The 22,125-nt window shown below is 67.1% G+C and carries 13 protein-coding genes; 10 read left to right on the top strand and 3 right to left on the bottom strand.

Going from position 1 to position 22,125, the window contains the following annotated elements; translation table 11 throughout:
• Window positions 1-112 precede the first annotated feature (112 nt).
• From BDI24065_RS00495 to BDI24065_RS00480, 4 genes are all read left to right on the top strand, one after another.
• Window positions 113-355: a hypothetical protein gene (locus BDI24065_RS00495; protein WP_175029521.1), complete on the top strand. Its 243-nt coding sequence runs from the start codon at window positions 113-115 to the stop codon at window positions 353-355.
• Between the two features lie 26 nt (window positions 356-381).
• Window positions 382-3,756 (top strand): DUF2339 domain-containing protein, encoded by a 3,375-nt coding sequence (locus BDI24065_RS00490; RefSeq protein WP_175029520.1) that lies wholly within the window; start codon window positions 382-384, stop codon window positions 3,754-3,756.
• Window positions 3,753-5,096 (top strand): DUF3999 domain-containing protein, encoded by a 1,344-nt coding sequence (locus BDI24065_RS00485; RefSeq protein WP_175029519.1) that lies wholly within the window; start codon window positions 3,753-3,755, stop codon window positions 5,094-5,096. Before BDI24065_RS00490 ends, BDI24065_RS00485 begins: the two co-directional genes overlap by 4 nt.
• Window positions 5,097-5,211: 115 nt before the next feature.
• Window positions 5,212-5,865, top strand: coding sequence for a lytic transglycosylase domain-containing protein (locus BDI24065_RS00480; RefSeq protein WP_175029518.1), 654 nt, complete (start codon window positions 5,212-5,214; stop codon window positions 5,863-5,865).
• An 8-nt stretch (window positions 5,866-5,873) separates the two neighbouring features.
• On the opposite strand, the gene BDI24065_RS00475 is transcribed toward BDI24065_RS00480, so the two are convergent.
• From BDI24065_RS00475 to BDI24065_RS00465, 3 genes are all read right to left on the bottom strand, one after another.
• Window positions 5,874-6,572, bottom strand: a complete 699-nt coding sequence (locus BDI24065_RS00475; protein ID WP_175029517.1) for a response regulator — start codon at window positions 6,570-6,572, stop codon at window positions 5,874-5,876.
• 40 nt (window positions 6,573-6,612) lie between these two features.
• The gene (gene kdpB / locus BDI24065_RS00470; RefSeq protein ID WP_175029705.1) at window positions 6,613-8,697 is read right to left on the bottom strand and encodes a potassium-transporting ATPase subunit KdpB; all 2,085 of its coding nucleotides are present in this window, start codon (window positions 8,695-8,697) and stop codon (window positions 6,613-6,615) included.
• Between the two features lie 359 nt (window positions 8,698-9,056).
• Window positions 9,057-9,845, bottom strand: a complete 789-nt coding sequence (locus BDI24065_RS00465) for a GNAT family N-acetyltransferase (protein ID WP_175029516.1) — start codon at window positions 9,843-9,845, stop codon at window positions 9,057-9,059.
• 279 nt (window positions 9,846-10,124) lie between these two features.
• Here BDI24065_RS00465 and BDI24065_RS00460 point away from each other — a divergent pair, with 279 nt between their 5' ends.
• From BDI24065_RS00460 to BDI24065_RS00435, 6 genes are all read left to right on the top strand, one after another.
• Window positions 10,125-10,430 carry an NIPSNAP family protein gene (locus BDI24065_RS00460; protein WP_175029515.1) on the top strand — a complete coding sequence of 102 codons (306 nt, stop codon included), beginning with the start codon at window positions 10,125-10,127 and terminating at the stop codon, window positions 10,428-10,430.
• A 310-nt stretch (window positions 10,431-10,740) separates the two neighbouring features.
• Entirely contained in the window at window positions 10,741-11,391 is a 651-nt protein-coding gene (locus tag BDI24065_RS00455; protein ID WP_027790596.1) for an NADPH-dependent FMN reductase, read from the top strand.
• Window positions 11,392-11,619: 228 nt separating this feature from the next.
• Window positions 11,620-11,838: a transcriptional regulator gene (locus tag BDI24065_RS00450; protein WP_175029514.1), complete on the top strand. Its 219-nt coding sequence runs from the start codon at window positions 11,620-11,622 to the stop codon at window positions 11,836-11,838.
• Between the two features lie 95 nt (window positions 11,839-11,933).
• Complete coding sequence (locus BDI24065_RS00445) at window positions 11,934-12,836, top strand: ferritin-like domain-containing protein (protein WP_175029513.1); 903 nt, start codon at window positions 11,934-11,936, stop codon at window positions 12,834-12,836.
• A 1,004-nt stretch (window positions 12,837-13,840) separates the two neighbouring features.
• Window positions 13,841-21,181, top strand: coding sequence for an ESPR-type extended signal peptide-containing protein (locus BDI24065_RS00440; protein WP_175029704.1), 7,341 nt, complete (start codon window positions 13,841-13,843; stop codon window positions 21,179-21,181).
• Between the two features lie 124 nt (window positions 21,182-21,305).
• Window positions 21,306-21,968, top strand: coding sequence for an OmpA family protein (locus BDI24065_RS00435; RefSeq protein WP_175029512.1), 663 nt, complete (start codon window positions 21,306-21,308; stop codon window positions 21,966-21,968).
• Window positions 21,969-22,125 lie beyond the last annotated feature (157 nt).

Below are 22,125 nucleotides of genomic sequence, written 5' to 3'. Positions count from 1 at the left end.
GTAGCAGCGCGACGCATATCGCGCTGCGTTTTGCGTCAATGCGCATCGGGCACGCGTCGCTTTACGACAATTTCACGTCCGATCGCGCGTCGATCTGCTCAGACGAAAGCGCATGGCGTTCACCAGTAAAAAGCATGACCGTGCAAAAAGCCGCGCGACGACACCGGACGGTGCACGCCGCGATACCGCGCCAACCCGGAAAATCCGCGACGGCCGCTGTGATACATTCCCCGCCAACAGGCTGATCGCGACGCAGGCCGCCACGCGGCCGCCGTGGTCAGCAGTGCATGCCGGTTCGCCTGCCGGCCATGCCGATACCGCCTCGACCGGCAAACATCCGATCGCAGGCCGATAACGATACGAGAGAGGGAGCAAGGCGAGATGAACTGGGCTTTTACCGCAATCGGCTTCATCGTGGGCGGGATTGCCGCATTGATCGGGGATTTCTCCGCCATTACCGGCGCAGTGCTCGGCGCCGCGATCGGGTTCTGCCTCGACAACACGCTGCAACAGCGCAAGCGCAAGGCCAGGGGCGCGACATCCGATACGTTCGCGATGCAGGCACCGCCCGCACAACCGCCGGTTCCGCTGGCCGAGCGCGTCGCGCGCCTCGAAGCGACCGTCGACACGCTGACGCGCGAAATCGCGTCGCTGCGCGGCCAGCTGGCCGGCGCGAAAGCCGGTGCAGCCACGACCGACGCGACCGTGCACGCGCCCACCGGCACCGCCTCTGCATCCGCACCCGTCCCGCCTTCGGCCGCCCTGCCGCCGAGCCCACCTGCCCAACCGGCCGCCGCACGTGCGGATGCTCCGGCGTCCGCATCGGCACCGGCCCCCGCACCGGTTCGCACCGCCGCGCCTGCACCGGCCGCGCCCCGCGCGAGCGAAACGCCTGCCGCACCGCCGGTTCCGCCCGCACCGCCCAAGCCGCGCGAACCCGGCATCGCCGAGCGCGCATTCCGCGCCGCGCGCGACTGGCTGCTCGGCGGCAACACGGTCGTGCGCGTCGGGATCGTCGTGCTGTTCTTCGGCGTTGCGTTCCTGCTCAAGTACGCGGCCGACAACAACATGCTGCCGATCGAATTCCGCCTCGCCGGAACCGCGCTCGCCGCGGCCGCGCTGCTCGCGATCGGCTGGCGCGTGCGTGCGCGCCGCGCGGCGTACGGGCTCGTGCTGCAGGGCGGCGGCGTCGGCATCCTGTACCTGACGATCTTCGCCGCGACCAAGCTTTATGCGCTGCTGCCCGTCGGCGCCGCGTTCCCGCTGATGGTCGCCGTGTGCGCGCTGAGCGCGTTCCTCGCGGTGCGGCAGAACGCCCTGCCGCTCGCGTTCATGGGCACCGCCGGCGGCTTTCTCGCGCCGGTGCTGCTGTCGACCGGCCAGGGCAACCATGTCGCACTGTTCAGCTACTACGCGCTGCTGAACGCGGGCATCTTCGCGATCGCGTGGTTCAAGGCCTGGCGCCCGCTGAACCTGCTCGGCTTCGTGTTCACGTTCACGATCGGCTCGGCGTGGGGCGTGACCGCCTACCGCCCCGCGCTGTTCGCGAGCACCGAGCCGTTCCTCATCCTGTTCTTCCTGATGTATGTCGGCATCGCGCTGCTGTATGCGGTGAAGCGCGAGCTCGCGCTGCGGCACTACGTGGACGGCACGCTCGTGTTCGGCACGCCGATCGTCGCGACCGCGCTGCAGGCGTCGCTCGTGAAGGACATGCCGTTCGGGCTCGCGTGGAGCGCCGTCGCGCTGTCGGCGTTCTACGTCGTGGTCACCGCGTGGCTCGCGCGGCGCCGCGACCGCCTCGCGCTGCTGTTCGAATCCACGCTCGCGCTCGCGGTGACCTTCGCGACGCTGGCCGTGCCGCTCGCGTTCTCGGGCCCGACGACCAGCGCCGCGTGGGCGATCGAAGGCGCGGCCGTCGTGTGGCTCGGCGTGCGCGAGAAGCGCATGCTGCGGTTCGGCTTCGGGCTGCTGATGCAGGTTGCCGCGGCCGGCGCATTCTTCACGAGCCTGCTCGGGCCGTCCGACGCCACCGCGCTGCCCGTGCTCAACAGCCCGTACATCGCGATGCTGCTGATCGCGCTCGCCGGCCTGTTCACCGGCTGGTGGCTGCACGGGCGCAGCGAAGCGCGTGCATGGCATGCGTGGATGCCCGAGATCGGCGCCGCCGCCGCCGCGTGGGGGCTGCTGTGGTGGGTGAGCGGCGGCCTGCACGAGATCCTCGTCTACGCGAGCCGTCACGTCGACCTGCATGCCGACCGCTTCGTCGTCGATACGACCGCGCTGTTCGCGGCCGGCACCGCGTGGCTCGCGCACGTCGCGCGCCGCCGGCTGGCGTGGCCGCTCGCCGAATGGCCCGCACTTGCGCTGACGCCGGTGCTGGCGCTGCTCGCGCTGCGTGCGTTCGATGCACATGAAGCGCCGCTGTCGGGGCTGGGCGCGTTCGCGTGGCCCGTCGCGGTCGGCGCAGGCCTCGCGCTGCTGTGGCGCCAGTCGCGCGGCCCGGCAAGCGCCGATTCCGCGAACGGCTCGACGCCCGGCATCGTGCCATCCATCGCCGCGGGCATCATCGCGCCGCTGCACACGCTGATGTTCTGGACCCTGTGCGGGCTGCTGTCGCTCGAAGGCTTCTGGCGCCTGCGCGCATACGTGCCTGAAGGCGCGTGGAGCTGGAGCGCGTGGGCCTACGGCTTCGGCGCGCTGCTCCTGCTGGTGTCGGGCCCCGGCTCGCGCCTGCGCTGGCCCGTCGCGGCGTTCCCGCGCGCATACCAGGTGTGGGGCGCGGCACCGCTCGCCGCGCTTCTGTGGCTGTGGAGCCTCGCCAGCGTGATCAGCGACGGCAACGCGGCGCCGCTCTTCTGGCTGCCGCTGCTCAACCCGCTCGACATCGCGCAGTTCCTGGTGTTCGTCGCGTTCGCCGTATGGCTGCGCCGCCTGCGGACGCTCGGCATCGCATGGCATCCGCGCGTCGTCGACTACGTGGCCATCGCCACCGTATTCCTGTGGTTCAACGCGCTGATGCTGCGCACGCTGCACCACCGTTTCCACCTGGCCTACGACGTCGACACCGTGCTCTCGTCGTTCGGCATCCAGCAGGTGTTCATGGTCGGCTGGAGCCTGTTCGCGTTCGCCGGGATGTGGCTGACGCGCCGCGACGGCATCGCCCGCGTGTGCGCGCTCGCGTCGCTGCCGCTGATCGTCGTGATGTGGGTGTGGACGTTCTACGCGAACTTCACGCAGGACGGCGGAGGCTGGGCGCGCGTGCCGCTCTTCAACCCGCTCGACCTCGTGCTCGCGGTCGTCTATGCGCTCGCCGCATCGTGGTTCGTGCGCGCACGCAAGCTCGGCTGGTCGTTCGGCAACTATCGCGTCGAGCTGCTGAGCGCGGCCGGCGCGACCGCGTTCCTGTGGCTGAACGCGATCCTGCTGCGCACGCTGCATCACTGGGCCGGCGTGCCGTACGAACTCGGCGCGATGGCGGAATCGACGCTGGTGCAGGCGTCGGTGTCCGTGTACTGGACGCTTTGTGCGCTGGCGATCACGATCTGGGCCACGCGCCGCGGGCTGCGTCCGCTGTGGTTCGTCGGCGCCGCGCTGCTCGCGCTCACGGTCGTCAAGCTGTTCCTGTTCGACCTGTCGCACGTCACCGGCATCGAGCGCATCGTGTCGTTCATCGGCATCGGCGTGCTGCTGCTGTTGATCGGCTATTTCTCGCCGCTGCCGCCGAAGGCTGCGGCGCAGCAGGACGACAAAGCATGAAGCGACTCGCCACCCTGCTAGGACTGGGCCTGCTCGCGTCGTTCGCGGCGGCCGACGGACGCGTCGCGCAGCGCTTTTCGCTCGATCTCGACGGCACCGCCGCGTATTACCAGCTCACCGTGCCGCAGCCCGTCTATGCGGCGAGCCGGCGCGACGATCTCGGTGACGTGCGCATCTTCAACGGCGCGGGCGAGCCGGTCCCGTATTCGCTCGACGCCCCCGCGGCGGCGGCGCCCGCCGTCCCGCCGAAGCGCACGCCGGTGCACTGGTTCCCGCTGCCGCCCGCCCGCGCCGACAACGGCAATGCACCGCTCGGCGTGACCGTCGGCCCGGACGGCGCGCTGCGCGCGGGCGTCGCCGCACCGGTGCGCGCGAAGCACGGCGCGGATCTCGTCGACCTGTCGCACGCGGACGGCGACATCGACGCGCTGCTCGTGCACGTGGGCGACGACAGCTACCAGGGGCGTGTCGCCGTCGAAGCCAGCGACGACCTGCGCAGCTGGCGGTCGCTCGGCAGCACGCAGCTGCTGAAGGTGGGCCACGGCGACGACATGCTGGTGCAGGAGCGTATCGCGCTCGAAGGCGCGGCGCCGCGCTACCTGCGGCTCGACTGGCTCGACGGCGCACCCGCGATCGCGTCGATCGATGTCGAAACGCACCCGCGCGACACGCGCGGTACCGACACCGCGTCGGTACCGCGCCAATGGCGCAACGCCGTGCGCGTGCGGGCCGGCGGCGCACCCGGCGAATACCTGTTCGACACCGACGGTGCGTATCCGGTCGACCGCGTACGCATCGACCTGCCGCAGCCGAACACCGTCGCACGCGCGACGCTGCAGAGCCGCACCGACGCGCAGGCGCCGTGGCGCGACGTCGCGGGTGCCGTGCTGTTCCGGCTGCAGGGCAAGGCCGGCGAGCAGCGCAATCCGCCGCTCGAGTTCGCGGCGAATTCGGATCGCACGTGGCGGATCGTCGTCGACATGCGCAACGGCGGATTCGGCGGCGGGCAGCCGGCCGTCGCGATCGGCTGGCATCCTGCCGCGCTGACGTTCGTCGCGCGCGGCACGCCGCCGTTTACGCTCGGCGTCGGCGACGCGTCGCTCGTGTCGTCGGCCGTGAGCCGCGACGCACTGCTGGTCGGCATGGCGCCCGAAGTGCGGCCCGCGCGCGTCGGCGCGGCGCTGCCGGTATCGGCGGTCGCGCCGGCGCCGGCCGCCGATACGGACGCACCGCGCCGCTACGTACTGTGGGGCGCGCTGGTCGTCGCGGTCGGCGTGCTCGGCACGATTGCATGGCGTCTCGCGAAAGGCGGCAGCGACACCCGCGGCCGCGACGAGTGACGCAAAGCGGTCGCCGCCCGTCTTTACGCGCCGTTTATCTCGGGTGCCGGTTTCTTTCGACGGTCGCAATGCATAACTGCGTACAGTCGTCGCATCGGAACCACGATGCGACGACATGCAGGAAACCTATCCATCGTATGACCGGCTGCTGCCACGCACGCGCGTGCGCCCGGCCCTGCGGCTGAAGCGGCTGCTGCTGCCATTCCCGATCGCGCTATCGCTGTCGATCGCATTGCCCGCGCATGCCGACGACACGCCCGCGGCGCCGATCACCGCCGCCAGCACGCCCGAAGCATCGCCTCCCCCCACCCTCGACACGATCGTCACGGCGCTGCGCAACCGCTTTCACATCGCGTATGCCGACGCACGCACGATCGCGCGCGCGGTGCAGACCGAATCGGATCGCTACGGGCTCGCACCGGCGCTGCTGCTCGCGATCATCGCGGTCGAGTCGGGCTTCGATCGCCACGCGGTCAGCGTCGCCGGCGCGCGCGGGTTGATGCAGGTGCTGCCCACCGCCCATCGCGATCTCGTTGCGCATGTGAAGGATCTGTCCGACCCGGCCACCAACGTGCGGATCGGCGCGGCCATCTTCCGCGGCTATCTCGACGACGCGGACGGCGACGTCGAAACCGCGCTCGTGCGCTACAACGGCGGCACGAAGCGCTATGCGCAGCGGGTCGCGCTGCGCGTGCAGCAATTCGATGCGCAGCTGCGCCGTTCGAACGGCGTGGCGAGCGACGAGTTGCGGACGGCCACGAACCCCTGAGCGCGCGGCTAGCGCGCGCAGGTGAGCCGGTAGCCGACGCCCGTCTCCGTCACGATGTACGCGGGCCGCCGCGGATCGCACTCCAGCTTGCGCCGCAGATGGCCGACATACACGCGCAGGTAGTGCGCATCCTTGCCGTGCGCCGTGCCCCACACCTCGTTCAGCAGGCGGTCGTGCGTGAGCAGCCGGCCCGCATGATGCGCGAACACGGCCAGCAACCGGTATTCGATCGGGCTCAGATGCACGCGCGCCCCGCCGCGCAGCACCTGGCGATCGCCGAGATCGACGGTCACGTCGCCGAAGCGCACGCGCACCGCGTCGAGGCGCCCGCCGCCGGCCTGTCGCCGCAGGTGCGCGCGAATCCGCGCGATCAGCTCGGCGGCGCCGAACGGCTTGGTCAGGTAGTCGTCCGCGCCCGCGTCGAGCGCGGCCACCTTGTCGCTTTCCGCGCTCAGTGCCGACAGCACGATCAGCGGCGCGGCCGAGTGCGCGCGCAGCGCATGGATCAGCTCGGTACCGCCGAGGTCTCGCAGGTTCGTGTCCGCGACGATCAGGTCGGGACGGCGCGCGCCGACGGCCGCCACGCCCGCAGCGCCGGTCGCAGCCTCGCAGACGTCCATGTGTTCGGCCTTCAGCGCGACACGGACGAAATGCCGGATGAACCTGTCTTCGTCGACGATCACGATGACGACGGTCGGTTCGCTCATCCGGCAGCGCCTTCGTCCGGTGCGTCATGCGCGCCCATGTTCAGGCCCATCCGCATGCCACCAGCACCATGTCGATCAGCTTGATGAACGGGAACGGCAGCAGCACGCCACCGAGGCCGTACAGCAGCAGGTTCCGGCGCAGCAACGGCGCCGCGCCGAGCGGGCGATAACGCACGCCCTTCAACGCGAGCGGGATCAGCGCGACGATGATCAGCGCATTGAAGATCACCGCCGACAGGATCGCCGATGCAGGCGACGCGAGATGCATCACGTCGAGCACGCGCAGTTGCGGATACGTCGTCGCGAATGCGGCCGGGATGATCGCGAAATACTTCGCGACGTCGTTCGCGATCGAGAACGTCGTCAGCGAACCGCGCGTCATCAGCATCTGCTTGCCGATCTCGACGATCTCGATCAGCTTCGTCGGGTTCGAGTCGAGGTCGACCATGTTGCCGGCTTCCTTCGCCGCCTGCGTACCAGTGTTCATCGCGACCGCCACATCGGCCTGTGCGAGCGCCGGCGCGTCGTTGGTGCCGTCGCCCGTCATTGCGACGAGGCGGCCGGCGGCCTGGTGCTCGCGGATCGTCGCGAGCTTGGTTTCCGGCGTCGCTTCCGCGAGGAAATCGTCGACACCCGCTTCCGCCGCGATCGCCGCGGCCGTCAGCCGGTTGTCGCCCGTCACCATCACGGTCTTGATGCCCATCTTGCGCAGTTCCGCGAAGCGCTCCTTGATGCCGCCCTTCACGATGTCCTTCAGCTCGATCACGCCGAGCACGCGGGCGACACCGTCGACTCGCTCCGCCACCGCGAGCGGCGTGCTGCCGCGACGCGCGATGTCGGTCACGACCGCTTCGACTTCGCGCGTGACACGGCCGCCGTGAGATTCGACGTAGTGCGCGATCGCATCAGCCGCGCCCTTGCGGATCTCGCGGCCGGGCGCTCCGGGGGAAGATCCTGCGGGGAACAGGTCGACCCCGCTCATCCGCGTCTGCGCGCTGAACGACAGGAACACCGGATGCAGCGCCTGCATGTCGCGCTCGCGCAGGTTGAAACGCTGCTTCGCGAGCACGACGATGCTGCGGCCTTCCGGCGTTTCGTCGGCGAGCGACGACAGCTGCGCGGCATCGGCCAGTGCTTCCTCGGTCACGAACGGCGCGGGCACGAACGCCGACGCCTGGCGGTTGCCGAGCGTGATCGTGCCGGTCTTGTCGAGCAGCAGCACGTCGACGTCGCCGGCCGCTTCCACCGCGCGGCCCGACGTCGCGATCACGTTCGCCTGCATCATCCGGCTCATCCCGGCCACGCCGATTGCGGACAACAACCCGCCGATCGTAGTCGGGATCAGGCACACGAGCAGCGCCACCAACGCGGTGATCGTCACGACGTGGCCGGCCTTCATCGCTTCGACCGCGAACGTCGAGAACGGCAGCAAGGTGGCGGTTGCGAGCAGCATCACGATCGTCAACGCGACGAGCAGGATCGTCAGCGCGATCTCGTTCGGCGTCTTCTTGCGCTTCGCGCCCTCGACCATCGCGATCATCCGGTCGAGGAACGCTTCGCCCGGATTGACGGCGACCCGCACGACGATCCAGTCGGACAGCACGCGCGTGCCGCCCGTCACCGACGAGAAGTCGCCGCCCGCCTCACGGATCACCGGCGCGGATTCGCCGGTGATCGCCGATTCGTCGACCGACGCGACACCTTCGATCACGTCGCCGTCGGCCGGGATCGTGTCGCCGGTTTCGACGAGCACGACATCGCCCTTGCGCAGGTCGGTCGACGCCATCACCTCGACGGGTGCCTTCGCTCGCGGCGCCGCGAGCTTTTTCGCGACCACGTTGTGCTTCGCACTGCGCAGCGATGCGGCCTGCGCCTTCGAGCGCCCTTCCGCAAGCGCTTCGGCGAAGTTCGCAAACAGCACGGTGAACCACAGCCACAGCGCGATCGCGACGATGAAGCCGGCGGGCGCTTCGGCCTGGCCGAACAGCGCGGCGATCCACAGGATCGTCGTCAGGATGCTGCCGACATACACGCAGAACATCACCGGGTTGCGGAACTGTGTGCGCGGCGTGAGTTTCCTGAACGAATCGGCGATCGCCGGGCGCACGAGCGCGGGATCGAACATCGAGCGCACGGCCGTGCGCGGATGGCCGGGCTGCGCGGCGCGCGGGCCTGTCATGGGTGAGAGAGACATGGCGGTTTCCTTTTGCCGGCGCGCTCAGGCAACGGCAGCCGGCATCGGTCAGGCGAGCCGGCTGCCGTCGCGCGTTTTCGCGTGCGGCTTCCGTTTCCACGAAACCATCTTATGAAGGTTCGCGTGAAGATCGCGGCAAAGGATCGCGTCAGGGTATAAAAAGCGCGTAAACGTCCGTTTCGCCGCGGCGCGGCGGGGGTGTCTCAAGGGCCGTACACGAGCGGGAGCGCCACACTCCGCTCATCCGACGTTTACGCGGCAAAGCAGGAAAACGAACCGGCGCGCGGCGTTCAGCCGAACGTGTAGCGTCCGTGCTGGCGCGGGCGCCACGGCGACGAGCGGCAACTCGCGGCGCCGGCCGCGCGTCGCGCCGCCCAGCCTGCGCCACGTCGCACGCGCAGGTCGCGCCGGGCCACCGCGGCCACGCGCGACGGCAACGCATAAGCAAGACGCCGCACGGCCGCCACGCGCGCGGCCATGCGCGACGCCGGCGACACGCGGCGCGCGACATGCGCGACGGGCCGCTTGCAGAGGATCGCGCTGTCGTAGCGCTTGCCGTCGAAGCGCATCACGTCGACGACTTCGAAACCCTGCGCACCGTAGAACGCGAGCAGGTGCGAAGCGGGATGCGGCGTATCGAGTGCGAGCAGCGTATAGCCGCGCAACGCGGCCCACTGCTCGGCGAACGACAGCAGCAGCGCGCCGATCCCGCGGCTCTGGCAATCGGGGTCCACCGCCACCTGCCGCACGCTCGCGACGCCTTCGCGCCGGTACAGCGAGCACGCCGACGACGGATCGGTCGCATACAGCGTGGCCGTGCCGATCACGCGCCCGCCGCACACGGCGACGTAGCACTCGCCCGCTTCCGCGCGGCGACGCGTGACGTCTTCGCTCTGGTCGACGCACGTGCAGTTGAGTCCCATCGCGCCGAGCCGCGCGAACGCGCGATGCAGCATCGGCGTGAGTTGTGCATAACTGTCGAAGGCCGGATCGAAACGCCGTACGATCACCCGATCGGCGCACACGGAAGGCGGCGCGGCAGGTGTGTATTCGGCGATCGCGTTCCAGGGTATCGACATTGCCATGCTCCGTGGTTGGGATGCCCGAAGTCTATGAGCGCGCCGACCGCCCTCGCAAGAAAAAATGTCGTAAAAGTTTGGGGAAATGCGTGCGGGAGCGACGGTTGAAACGGCACGTGCCGCGGCGCTGCGCGGGTCGCGGCGAACGCATGAAAGCGAGCCGATCGTTGTTTGCGCAAGCAACGCATCCGACGGCCGGATCATGCATCGGCATGCGCCGTTGACACGTGCGGCGGCGCCCTCCAGACTCGCTGGATCATCACCGCTCCGAGCGCGCTCATGGTCACCTGCTTCCTTCGCTATGTCATCGATCCGTACAAGCTCGACCAGTTCGAAACCTACGGCAAGATGTGGATTCCGCTCGTCGAGAAATTCGGCGGCACGCATCACGGCTACTTCCTGCCATCCGAAGGCGCGAACAACATCGCGCTCGCGATGTTCTCGTTCCCGAACCTCGCCGAATACGAGCGCTACCGCGAACGCTCGATGGACGATCCGGCCTGCCAGGCTGCGTTCCGCTACGCGGAGGAAACGCGCTGCATCGTGAGCTACGAGCGCAGCTTCTTCCGGCCGGTGTTCGAGTAACGGGCCACGGCCCCGCGTATCGCGCCCCTTTTCCTGACCGGGACGAAAAAAAGCCCCGCCTGCATCCGCGCGGCGGGGCCAACCCATGTCAGTAGAGACATCATGGAGGAGACGGGCCCATCTTATCGACCGCGGCCCGCCGTCCCAACCAAGCATTTCTGCTATCGATCTGGGCGGCCACGCACACGATTGCCCCTGCCTTGCGGCATATCGATAGAACGAAAAGTCGTTTTCAGAGTGGCGACGGGGTCGTTACCATCTGGTTTTAAGCCTGTGCTTAGCCGGGCAAGCCATCCCCAAGGAGCGCCCCTTGACTGCATTCGATCAACACCGCCGCCCGTTCGTCGTCGGCATTGGCGGTACCACCCGGGCAGCGTCGTCGACCGAACGCGCGCTGTCGTTCGCATTGCGCGGTGCGCAAGCGGCCGGCGCACGCACGCGCCTGTTCGACGGCCCGTTCCTGCATACGCTGCCGCACTACGCTCCCGAACACAAAACGCTGACCGACGCGCAGCGCGAACTGATCGACGCCGTGCGCCAGGCCGACGCAATCATCATCGCGACGCCCGGCTATCACGGCGGCGTCTCCGGCCTCGTGAAGAACGCGCTCGACACGCTCGAGGAACTGCGCGCGGACGATCGCCCGTATCTCGACGGACGCGCGGTCGGCCTGATCGTCACCGCGTACGGCTGGCAGGCGGCCGGCACCGTACTGACGTCGCTGCGTTCAATCGTGCATGCGCTGCGCGGCTGGCCGACGCCGTTCGGCGCGACCGTGAACACGCTCGAAACACGCTTCGACAGTGCCGACAGCTGCTCGGATCCGAAGGTCGTCGCGCAGCTCGAGACGGTCGGCACGCAAGCGGCCGAGTTCGCGCTCGCGTTCGCATCGCATCGCGCGGCCTCGCATGCGGCATCGGTCGATGCGCTCGCACCCGTGCTGAAGATCGCCAACCAGTAATTTCCCCGCCTTCCACCGCCCGCGCCCGGCCGACTCCATTCGCCGGCGCGGGCGGCGCACATCCGGACGTGCGGCCGCGCGCCGTGTCCGTCGACGCTTCTCCCTGCCGCCCTTTCCCCGCGTCGATAAGAATTCGGGCCGCCGCGTGATTTGCATTGGCCGAAAGATTGGTTCACGCCGCGGGCGGGTTTTCGTACGCTGAACCTCCGAACTCTCTCCGCGCACGCCATGAACCGTACGATCCGCTACAAGGGCTACGAAGTCGCCCCCGCTGCCGCCCGGTTGCCGAACGGGCTGTTCGCCGCCAACCTGACGATCGAGAAGGCGAGCGGAGGCCCGTCGCCGAGCGCCGTTTCGTTCGACGCGATCGATTTCTTCTTCGAGGAAGAACACGCGCTGGCCTACGCGTCCCGCTGGGGCCGCCTCTGGGTCGACACGAACGCGTGACGCACGCCGGGCCGGCGTGCACATGGCCGCTCGAAAATACGCGTTTACGGAAGCTATGCAAGAATCTTTCGACCCGTAAACGTATGACAACAGCCATGAGTGACACGCTGCAGGAAGCGCATGCAGCGGCAGATCACGCAATGCGCAACTGGACCTTCGACAGGCAAGGCCCGGTACGGATCGGTTCCGATGCGCACATGCAGATGTTCTGCCGCATGCTGCTCGACACACACAACCCGTACAAGCCGGCGGTGATCGACTGGCCGGCGCTCCGGCCCGCCGAGCTCAAACGGCTCACGTCGCTGCCGATCTGGGACATCGCGGTGCAGACCGAAGGCCGCGCATCGATCCGCGTGGCAACCTATGCGGCGACGATCGGCAATCCGCTGCTGCGCCGCGCGCTCGAGATGGACGGCGGCGAGGAAGCCCGCCACAAGGTCGTGCTGTCGAAGCTCGTCGGCGCATACGGCATCCGGCTCGCCCCCGAGCCGGCGTACCCCGCGCCGAAGGATCCCGAGTGGTGGTGGATCGTCACGGGCTTCAGCGAATGCATCGACAGCTTCTTCGCATTCGGCCTGTTCCGTTCCGCGCAGCGCTCCGGCTATTTCCCGCCCGAACTCGTCGACACCTTCGAACCCGTGATCCAGGAAGAAGGCCGCCACATCCTGTTCTTCGTGAACTGGTACGCGTGGTACTGGCGCTCGCTCCCGTGGTGGCGCCGGCCGTGGTTCTTCGCGCGGGTCGCGGCCGTGTGGGTGCATTTGATCCGGGAGCGCATCGGCATTGCGCGCGGCATCGATTCCGACGGCGTCGCGCGTGACGCGAACTTCCCTGCGACCGGCACCGGGGACATCGGCGATGCGCTCGATCCGCGCGAGCTGATCGAACTGTGCCTCGCCGAGAACGACCGGCGGATGGCCGGCTACGACAAGCGCCTGCTGCGTCCGAGGTTCGTACCGCGCATGGCGCGGCTCGCGCTGCGGTTTCTCAAGAAGTAACGAAGCCGTTCCGGACGATGGCCCGGTTGCCCGATCGCGCAACCGGGTCACGACCCTCGACGATCGAAACGCCGGCGCGACCCGAAGCCCGCACCGACCTGCCCCCACCTGCCGGATGTGGCGCGCCCGACACATTCACTCCCGCCCTTTTTCTTCCGCGCTTCAGGGTGCGCAGACAAATTGTCGCACCCTGAATTTGACGATTCGGGGACGCCAGCGCCGACGCCAGACAGCGTCTTTAACAACCTGTCGCCAGCAGACGCACCGCTGACGCAGGACACGCCTCCGTGACGGATTCGCCCCGTCTTCGAACCCCGCCCTATTGTCACCATTACCGAAATAGTCAATAGGACAAATTCGAAAGATGAATGATGACGATCCGGCCCACAGCCCTGTAGCACTTTTTTACAAATTCGACGAGCCGACCGGCCCGGAACGCCCGTCGCACGGGCCATCGCAGCGAACGAGATGCGCAAATCAGCATAGTCCAATGTCAGAAATTTTAAATTAAATTGATTTACAGTTAATCCGATAAGCCAATAGAAAATCGAGATACAAATTTAGAATTAACAAATTAATAAGATAGTGCTCATATTATCAATTTGCACATCCACATACATTACAATCTAGAAAGATTTGCTTATCTCGCAAACGTTTGCTATTTCATTTGTCTTACAATTGAGTGCCTTGTATGTGTTACCTGCCGCACAAAACCAATGTAACACATTGATTTTTATAAGAAAAATACGCTAGAGCCAGGAGACTCCAAACCCTACACTAAACATTCTTACATCTTTCCAATACATTCTTCGTCGATACATCAAAACACGATGTATTAACCATCTTTTAACTTTCAAAACCCTCCATTTATCACTTTTTATCAATCTGAAAAATCCTCCTCCAATAAACTCCGCCCATCAATTTTGAGATTCGCGCGAGCGCACGGAGTATTCCTCTAACGAAAGAGACCGGTGTGTGGCGTGCATATTTGGAGGTAGCAGGACATGAACCGCACATACCGCTCGATCTGGAACGAAGCGCTCGGCGCGTGGGTCGCCGCATCGGAAATCGATTCGGCACGGGGCAAGCCGAACAAGTCGGCTGTCGTGGTCGCCGCAGTCGCGGCGCTGGCGATCAGCCTGCCCGGGCTCGCCGAAGCCAACACAATCAACACACAGCAGACCTGCTTCACGGGAAGCAACAGCGCGGTCGGCCGCGTGAACCCGGGCGGCACGCAAAACCAGGCCGGCGACGGCTCCGGTACGTATTCGGTCGTGGCCGGATGTAACTCCAACGGCAACGGCTGGACCGGTGTCACCGTCTATGGCGCCTTCGCGCAGGCGAACGGCAATGGCGCCGTTGCCACCGGCATGCAGTCATCGGCCGGCCTGTGGGGCGTCGCGGCCGGCCTCGAAACCACCGCCAGCGGCGCCGGTGCAACCGCACTCGGCTTCGGCTCGACGGCGAGCGCCTTGAACTCGGTCGCAATCGGTGGCGCGGGCGGCAACGGCACGACGCCGCTGTCGCAGGCAAACTCGACCCTCGCATCGGGCGCAGGCTCGATCGCAATCGGTAGCAACGCCACGAAGGGCGCTCAGTCGGCCGCGTCGGACGGTATCGCAATCGGCGGGCAGTCGTCGGTGACGTCGAGCGCCACGTCGGGGATCGCGGTCGGCCGCGGCGCGACCGTCAATGGCGCATACGGCATCGCGCAAGGCGACGGTGTCACCTCCGGCGCGACGGGCCAGAACGTGGCGATCGGCTCGTCCGGCACCACCGCGAACGGCGCGACGGCTGGCGGCGGCGCGGTCGCCATCGGCCGAGGCCAGGTCGCAAGCGGCGACGGCGCCGTTGCGATCGGCGATCCGAACAGCGCAACCGGTACGGGTGCGCTGGCAATCGGCGCGAACAACACGTCCAACGGTTCCGGTGCGCTTGCGCTCGGCAACGGCAATTCGGCGAGCGGCACCGGCTCCGTCGCGCTGGGCAACAGCAGCACGGCAACCAACAGCGCGGTTGCAATCGGCAGTTCCGCAAACGCGACGGGCACGAACGGCTCCGTCGCAATCGGCAATTCCGCCACCGCGACGGGCATTGGCGCGATTGCGCTCGGTACAGTCGGCAGCTTCGCCGCCACCACGCGTGCGACAGGCGCAGACGCACTCGCGCTCGGCAACGGCTCGACGGCCAGCGGCGCCTCCGGCTCGGTCGCCGTCGGCTCCGCCGCCGTGGCCTCGAACAACTATGCGACGGCCTTCGGCTCGAACGCGACCGCGTCGGGTTCGGGTTCGATCGCGTTCGCACAAAACGCGAATGCGTCGGTCTCGAACGCCATCGCCATCGGCGTCGGTTCGACCGCGAACGTCGCGAATTCGGTCGCGCTCGGCAGCAGCTCGGTGACGAGCAGCGCCGCGTCGGTGACGACCGGCGGCAACACCGCCGTCAACAGCACCACGATCGGCGGCCAGAGTTTCGGCAACTACCAGGCCGGGACGCCGACGGGCGGCATTGTCAGCGTCGGCCAGCCGAACGCGGAGCGCCGCATCCAGAACGTCGCGGCAGGCCTCGTCAGCGGGACCAGCACCGACGCCATCAACGGCAGCCAGCTCTACGCGGTTGCAAGCACGACGACGTCGAACATCACGAGCCTGTCGACGTCGGCTTCGACCGGTTTGTCGTCGGCCAACAGCTCGATCACGTCGTTGTCGACTTCGACGTCCACGGGCCTCTCGTCGGCCAACAGCTCGATCGGCTCGCTGTCCACTGGCCTCTCGTCGACCAATAGCTCGGTTACGTCGCTGTCGACGGGTCTCTCGTCGACCAACAGCTCGGTTGCGTCGCTCTCGACTTCGACGTCCACCGGCCTGTCGTCGGCCAACAGCTCGATCGGCTCGCTGTCCACCGGCCTCTCGTCGACCAACAGCTCGGTCACGTCGCTGTCGACTTCGACGTCCACGGGCCTCTCGTCGGCCAACAGCTCGATCGGCTCGCTGTCCACCGGCCTCTCGTCGACGACTAGCTCGGTTACGTCGCTGTCGACGGGCCTCTCGTCGACCAATAGCTCGGTCACCTCGCTGTCGACCTCCACGTCGACGGGTCTTTCGTCGGCTACCAGCTCGATCGGCTCACTGTCGACCGGCCTCTCATCGACCAATAGCTCGGTCACCTCGCTGTCGACTTCCACGTCGACGGGTCTGTCGTCGGCTACCAGCTCGATCGGCTCGCTCTCGACCGGCCTCTCGTCGACCAATAGTTCGGTTACCTCGCTGTCGACTTCCACGTCGACGGGTCTGTCGTCGGCTACCAGCTCGATCGGCTCGCTGTCGACCGGTCTCTCGTCGACCAATAGCTCGGTCATCTCGCTGTCGACTTCCACGTCGACCGGCCTCTCGTCGGCCACCAGCTCGATCGGCTCGCTGTCGACCGGCCTGAGCACGATTACGACCAAGACGAACAACCTTGGCACCAGCACGGCGTCTGCACTCGGCGGCGGGTCCACGTACGACCCGACGACCGGGACGGTTTCCGCGCCGGCGTACACGACCTACAACGCGAACGGCACGACGTCGACCGCCAACAGCGTCGGCTCGGCGATCAACAACATCAACAGCCAGGGCATCAAGTACTTCCACGCGAACTCGACCGGCGCCGACAGCACCGCGACCGGCACCGACGCCGTCGCCATCGGCACCGGCGCCGTCGCCAGCGCCAACAATGCCATTGCCATTGGCAACGGCGCCTCCGCCGGCAACAGCAATTCCGTGGCGCTCGGCGCCGGTTCGCAGACCGGCACGGCCACGGCCACGAGCAGCGCGACCGTCGGCGGCGTCACGTTCAGCGGATTCGCAGGCACCGCGCCGGTCGGCACCGTTAGCGTCGGCAGCCCGAACAACGAGCGACAAATCACCAACGTCGCCGCTGGCCAGGTAACGTCGTCCAGCACCGACGCGATCAACGGCAGCCAGCTCTATTCGGTCGCCCAACAGGTTGGTACCGCGACCAGCGCCATTTCGTCGCTGTCGACGGGCTTGAGCTCGACCAACAGTTCAGTGACCTCGCTGTCGACTTCCACGTCGACGGGTCTGTCGTCGGCCAATAGCTCGATCACTTCGCTGTCGACCTCCACGTCGACCGGCCTGTCCTCGGCGAACAGCTCGATCACCTCGCTGTCGACCTCGACCTCGACCGGTCTGTCGTCGGCCAATAGCTCGATCACGTCGCTGTCGACCTCGACCTCGACCGGTCTGTCGTCGGCTAACAGCTCGATCACCTCGCTGTCGACTTCGACGTCGACGGGTCTGTCGTCGGCTAACAGCTCGATCACTTCGCTGTCCACCTCGACCTCGACCGGTCTCTCGTCGGCTAACAGCTCGATCACCTCGCTGTCGACTTCGACGTCGACTGGCCTGTCGTCGGCCAATAGCTCGATCACCTCGCTGTCGACTTCGACCTCGACCGGCCTGTCGTCGGCTAACAGCTCGATCACTTCGCTGTCGACCTCGACCTCGACGGGTCTGTCGTCGGCCAACAGCTCGATCACTTCGCTCTCGACTTCGACGTCTACCGGTCTGTCGTCGGCTAACAGCTCGATCACTTCGCTGTCGACCTCGACCTCGACCGGTCTGTCGTCGGCAAACAGCTCGATCACTTCGCTGTCGACTTCGACGTCGACCGGTCTGTCGTCGGCTAACAGCTCGATCACTTCGCTGTCGACCTCGACCTCGACGGGTCTGTCGTCGGCTAACAGCTCGATCACTTCGCTGTCGACCTCGACCTCGACCGGCCTGTCGTCGGCCAACAGCTCGATCACGTCACTGTCGACCTCGACCTCGACCGGTCTGTCGTCGGCTAACAGCTCGATCACCTCGCTGTCGACTTCGACCTCGACGGGTCTGTCGTCGGCTAACAGCTCGATCACTTCGCTGTCCACCTCGACCTCGACCGGTCTCTCGTCGGCTAACAGCTCGATCACCTCGCTGTCGACTTCGACGTCGACTGGCCTGTCGTCGGCCAATAGCTCGATCACCTCGCTGTCGACTTCGACGTCGACCGGCCTGTCTTCGGCTAACAGCTCGATCGGCTCACTGTCGACCTCGACCTCGACCGGTCTGTCGTCGGCCAATAGCTCGATCACGTCGCTGTCGACCTCGACCTCGACCGGTCTGTCGTCGGCCAACAGCTCGATCACTTCGCTGTCGACCTCGACCTCGACCGGCTTGTCCTCGGCCAACAGCTCGATCACTTCGTTGTCGACTTCCACGTCGACCGGCCTGTCGTCGGCTAACAGCTCGATCACTTCGCTGTCGACTTCCACGTCGACCGGCCTGTCGTCGGCCAACAGCTCGATCACTTCGCTGTCGACCTCGACCTCGACCGGTCTGTCCTCGGCCAACAGCTCGATCACTTCGCTGTCGACTTCGACCTCGACGGGCCTGTCGTCGGCTAATAGCTCGATCACTTCGCTGTCGACTTCGACGTCGACGGGTCTGTCGTCGGCCAATAGCTCGATCACCTCGCTGTCCACGTCGACCTCGACCGGCCTGTCGTCGGCTAACAGCTCGATCACTTCGCTGTCGACTTCCACGTCGACCGGCCTGTCGTCGGCAAACAGCTCGATCACCTCGCTGTCGACTTCGACGTCGACCGGCCTGTCGTCGGCTAACAGCTCGATCACGTCACTGTCGACTTCGACCTCGACGGGCCTCTCGTCGGCCAACAGCTCGATCACGTCGCTGTCGACTTCGACCTCGACCGGTCTGTCCTCTGCTAACAGCTCGATCACGTCGCTGTCGACCTCCACGTCGACCGGTCTGTCGTCGGCCAATAGCTCGATCACTTCGCTGTCGACCTCCACGTCGACCGGTCTGTCGTCGGCCAACAGCTCGATCACGTCGCTGTCGACCTCGACGTCGACCGGCCTGTCGTCGGCTAATAGCTCGATCACTTCGCTGTCGACCTCGACCTCGACGGGTCTGTCGTCGGCAAACAGCTCGATCACTTCGCTGTCCACGTCGACCTCGACGGGCCTGTCGTCGGCCAACAGCTCGATCACTTCGCTGTCCACCTCGACCTCGACCGGTCTGTCGTCGGCGAACAGCTCGATCACGTCGCTGTCGACTTCGACCTCGACGGGCCTCTCGTCGGCCAACAGCTCGATCACCTCGCTGTCGACTTCGACCTCGACCGGCCTCTCGTCCGCCAACAGCTCGATCACGTCGCTGTCCACTTCGACCTCGACCGGCATCAACTCGCTGTCCACCGGCCTGAGCAGCACGAACAGCTCGGTGTCGTCGCTCTCGACCTCGACCTCGACCGGCCTCTCGTCGGCCAACAGCTCGATCACGTCGCTGTCGACTTCGACCTCGACCGGCATCAACTCGCTGTCTACCGGCCTGAGCAGCACGAACAGCTCGGTGTCGTCGCTGTCCACCTCGACGTCGACCGGCCTGTCGTCCGCCAACAGCTCGATCACGTCGCTGTCGACCTCGACCTCGACCGGTCTCTCGTCGGCCAACAGCTCGATCACTTCGCTGTCCACGTCGACCTCGACCGGCATCAACTCGTTGTCCACCGGCCTGAGCAGCACGAACAGCACGATCCTGTCGCTGTCCACGTCGACGTCGACCGGCATCGGCTCGCTGTCCACCGGCCTGAGCAGCACGAACAGCTCGGTGTCGTCGCTGTCGACCTCGACCTCGACCGCGATCAATGACGCGAAGACGCACTACTACAGCGTCAACGACAACGGCACGACGCAAGGCAACTACGACAACAAGGGCGCGACGGGCATCAACGCCCTCGCGGCCGGCGTGAACGCCAGCGCAGCCGGCAACAGCAGCGTGGCGGTCGGCGACGGTTCGAACGCACAGACGGCAGGTGCGGTCGCGATCGGCCAGAACGCATCGGCAACGGGCGGCAAGGCCGTGTCGATCGGCTCCGGCAACACGGCAACCGGCGACGGCGCAGTCGCGATCGGCGACCCGAGCATCGCAACGGGTACCGGCGCGGTGGCGATGGGCGCGAACGACACGGCGACCGGCAACGGCGCAGTGGCGCTCGGCAACGCGAACACCGCCAACGGCGCCAGCGCGCTCGCACTCGGCAGCTCGAACCAGGCGCTCGCCGACAACACGATCGCGCTCGGCAACCAGGCCACGGCCAACGCCGTCGGCGCACAGGCCTACGGCTCGGCTGCGAAGGCAACCGCCGCGGATGCGCTCGCCTTCGGCACGAACGCACAGGCCAACGTCGCCAACTCGATCGCACTCGGCGCGAACTCGGTCACGAGCACCGCGAACCCGACGTCGAGCGCCACGATCGGCGGCGTCACGTACTTCTTCCAGGGCACTTCGCCGGTCGGCGTGGTGAGCGTCGGCGCCCCGGGCCAGGAACGCCAGATCACGAACGTCGCGGCCGGCCGGATCTCGGCCAGCAGCACGGACGCGATCAACGGCAGCCAGCTCAACGCGACGAACAGCGCGCTCAACACGCTGTCGACGTCCACCGCATCGAACGTCGCATCGCTGTCGACCGGCATCAACTCGCTGTCCACCGGCCTGAGCGCGACGAACAGCAACGTGGCCTCGCTGTCGACGTCGACCTCGACCGCGATCAACTCGCTGTCGACGGGCCTGAGCGCGACGAACAGCAACGTCAACTCGCTGTCGACGTCGACCTCGACCGGCATCGGCTCGCTGTCCACCGGCCTGAGCACGACGAACAGCAACGTGGCGTCGCTGTCGACCGGCGTGAACAACATCAACAACACGTTGAACCAGCTGTCGACGACGATCAACAACAACACGACGCGTGCCGCCAACAGCAACGGCGTCGCGGCCGACATGAACGGCACGGGCAGCGATGCGCCGAAGGTCACCGCCGGCTCGAACTCGGTGGCGATCGGCGCCAATTCGACGGACAGCAACCGCCAGAACGTCGTATCGGTCGGCAACGACACGCAGCAGCGCCAGGTCATCAACGTCGCGCCGGGTACGCAAGGCACCGACGCGGTGAACGTGAACCAGCTGACGCAGGTGCAGACGACGCTGTCGACGGCACTGTCGGGCCAGCAGGCGCAGATCAACTCGCTGGGTTCGCAACTGCAGCAGACCGACCAGATGGCGAAGCAGGGTATCGCGGCCGTCGGCGCGATGGCATCGATCCCGCAGCTCGATCGCGACGCCAACTTCGGGATGGGTGTGGGTACGTCGACCTTCCTCGGCCAGAAGGCAATGGCGGTCAACATGCAGGCCCGCATCACGGAGAACCTGAAGGCGTCGATCAACGGCGGCTTCAGCGGCGGTCAGAAGGTGATCGGCGCCGGCATGCTGTACCAGTGGAAGTAACGCGTCGCGCCGCCAGGCCGTCCGGCTCGCCAGCCGGACGGCCCGCGGCGGCCCCGACGGCCAGACGAGCCCGCCGCGCCCCCCGTGGCGGGCTTCAGTCAACCCAAGCATTGAGGATGTAACCGTGAACAAACTCGCTCTTGCGCTCGCACTTTCCGCAACGGCCCTCGCCGCGTGCTCGACCGCATCCGGCCCGACCTTCAGCGCCTCCGAACTGCAGCCGCGCGACGGCGTGCGTACCTTCCAGGTGGACTGCCACGGCCTGCTGTCGGGCCCGCAGACCTGCATGAAGGCCGCCCGCAAGATTTGCGGCGAAGAGCCGGTGCGTGCCGTCGACTCGGCCCGCGCGCTGCGCGACAAATCCGATCCCGCGACGCTCGTGTTCCAGTGCGGCGCCGCGCCGGCCGAAGCGGCGTCGGCCGCCGCGCCGGCGGCTGCCGTCGTCGAACAGGTGAACCTGTCGGGCGACGCGCTGTTCGCGACCGACCACGCGACGCTCGCCCCGACCGCGCGCGAATCGCTCGACCGATTGCTGAGCGAGCGCGCGGACCACACGTACTCGCAGGTGAGCGTCACCGGCTTCACGGACTCGGTGGGCAGCGACGACTACAACCTCGCGCTGTCGAAGCGCCGCGCCGAATCCGTCGCGACGTACCTGAAGGCGCACGGCCTGAAGACCGACTCGCTGACGGTCTCGGGTCGCGGCAAGGCCGATCCGGTCGCGTCCAACGCGACGCCGGAAGGCCGCGCCAGCAACCGCCGCGTCGAAATCCGCCTGCAGCACTGAGCGGGCCGCCGCCGCGTGCGGCGCCCCGATCCGGCCGGCCGCCAGCGCCGCGCCGGACCCGCACCCGCCCTCCGCCGGACCACCCGGGCGCCGCTTCGCCGGCGCCCGTTTCCGTTGGCCTGCGGCTATGTCAAAGTTCGTCACGTCCCGCCAAAAC

The organism is Burkholderia lata, assembly GCF_902499025.1.
GTDB lineage: Bacteria > Pseudomonadota > Gammaproteobacteria > Burkholderiales > Burkholderiaceae > Burkholderia > Burkholderia lata_C.
The sequence above is the reverse complement of the archived record's forward strand: the minus strand, read 5'-3'. Positions and strand labels throughout refer to the sequence as shown.

Excerpts from the sequence above, each read along its gene's own strand:
- BDI24065_RS00475 (WP_175029517.1), bottom strand. The coding sequence starts at position 6,572 with ATGAGCGAACCGACCGTCGTCATCGTGATCGTCGACGAAGACAGGTTC.
- kdpB (WP_175029705.1), bottom strand. The coding sequence starts at position 8,697 with ATGTTCGATCCCGCGCTCGTGCGCCCGGCGATCGCCGATTCGTTCAGG.
- BDI24065_RS00440 (WP_175029704.1), top strand. The coding sequence starts at position 13,841 with ATGAACCGCACATACCGCTCGATCTGGAACGAAGCGCTCGGCGCGTGG.
- BDI24065_RS00480 (WP_175029518.1), top strand. The coding sequence starts at position 5,212 with ATGCAGGAAACCTATCCATCGTATGACCGGCTGCTGCCACGCACGCGC.
- BDI24065_RS00460 (WP_175029515.1), top strand. The coding sequence starts at position 10,125 with ATGGTCACCTGCTTCCTTCGCTATGTCATCGATCCGTACAAGCTCGAC.
- BDI24065_RS00445 (WP_175029513.1), top strand. The coding sequence starts at position 11,934 with ATGAGTGACACGCTGCAGGAAGCGCATGCAGCGGCAGATCACGCAATG.
- BDI24065_RS00450 (WP_175029514.1), top strand. The coding sequence starts at position 11,620 with ATGAACCGTACGATCCGCTACAAGGGCTACGAAGTCGCCCCCGCTGCC.
- BDI24065_RS00465 (WP_175029516.1), bottom strand. The coding sequence starts at position 9,845 with ATGTCGATACCCTGGAACGCGATCGCCGAATACACACCTGCCGCGCCG.
- BDI24065_RS00485 (WP_175029519.1), top strand. The coding sequence starts at position 3,753 with ATGAAGCGACTCGCCACCCTGCTAGGACTGGGCCTGCTCGCGTCGTTC.
- BDI24065_RS00495 (WP_175029521.1), top strand. The coding sequence starts at position 113 with ATGGCGTTCACCAGTAAAAAGCATGACCGTGCAAAAAGCCGCGCGACG.
- BDI24065_RS00490 (WP_175029520.1), top strand. The coding sequence starts at position 382 with ATGAACTGGGCTTTTACCGCAATCGGCTTCATCGTGGGCGGGATTGCC.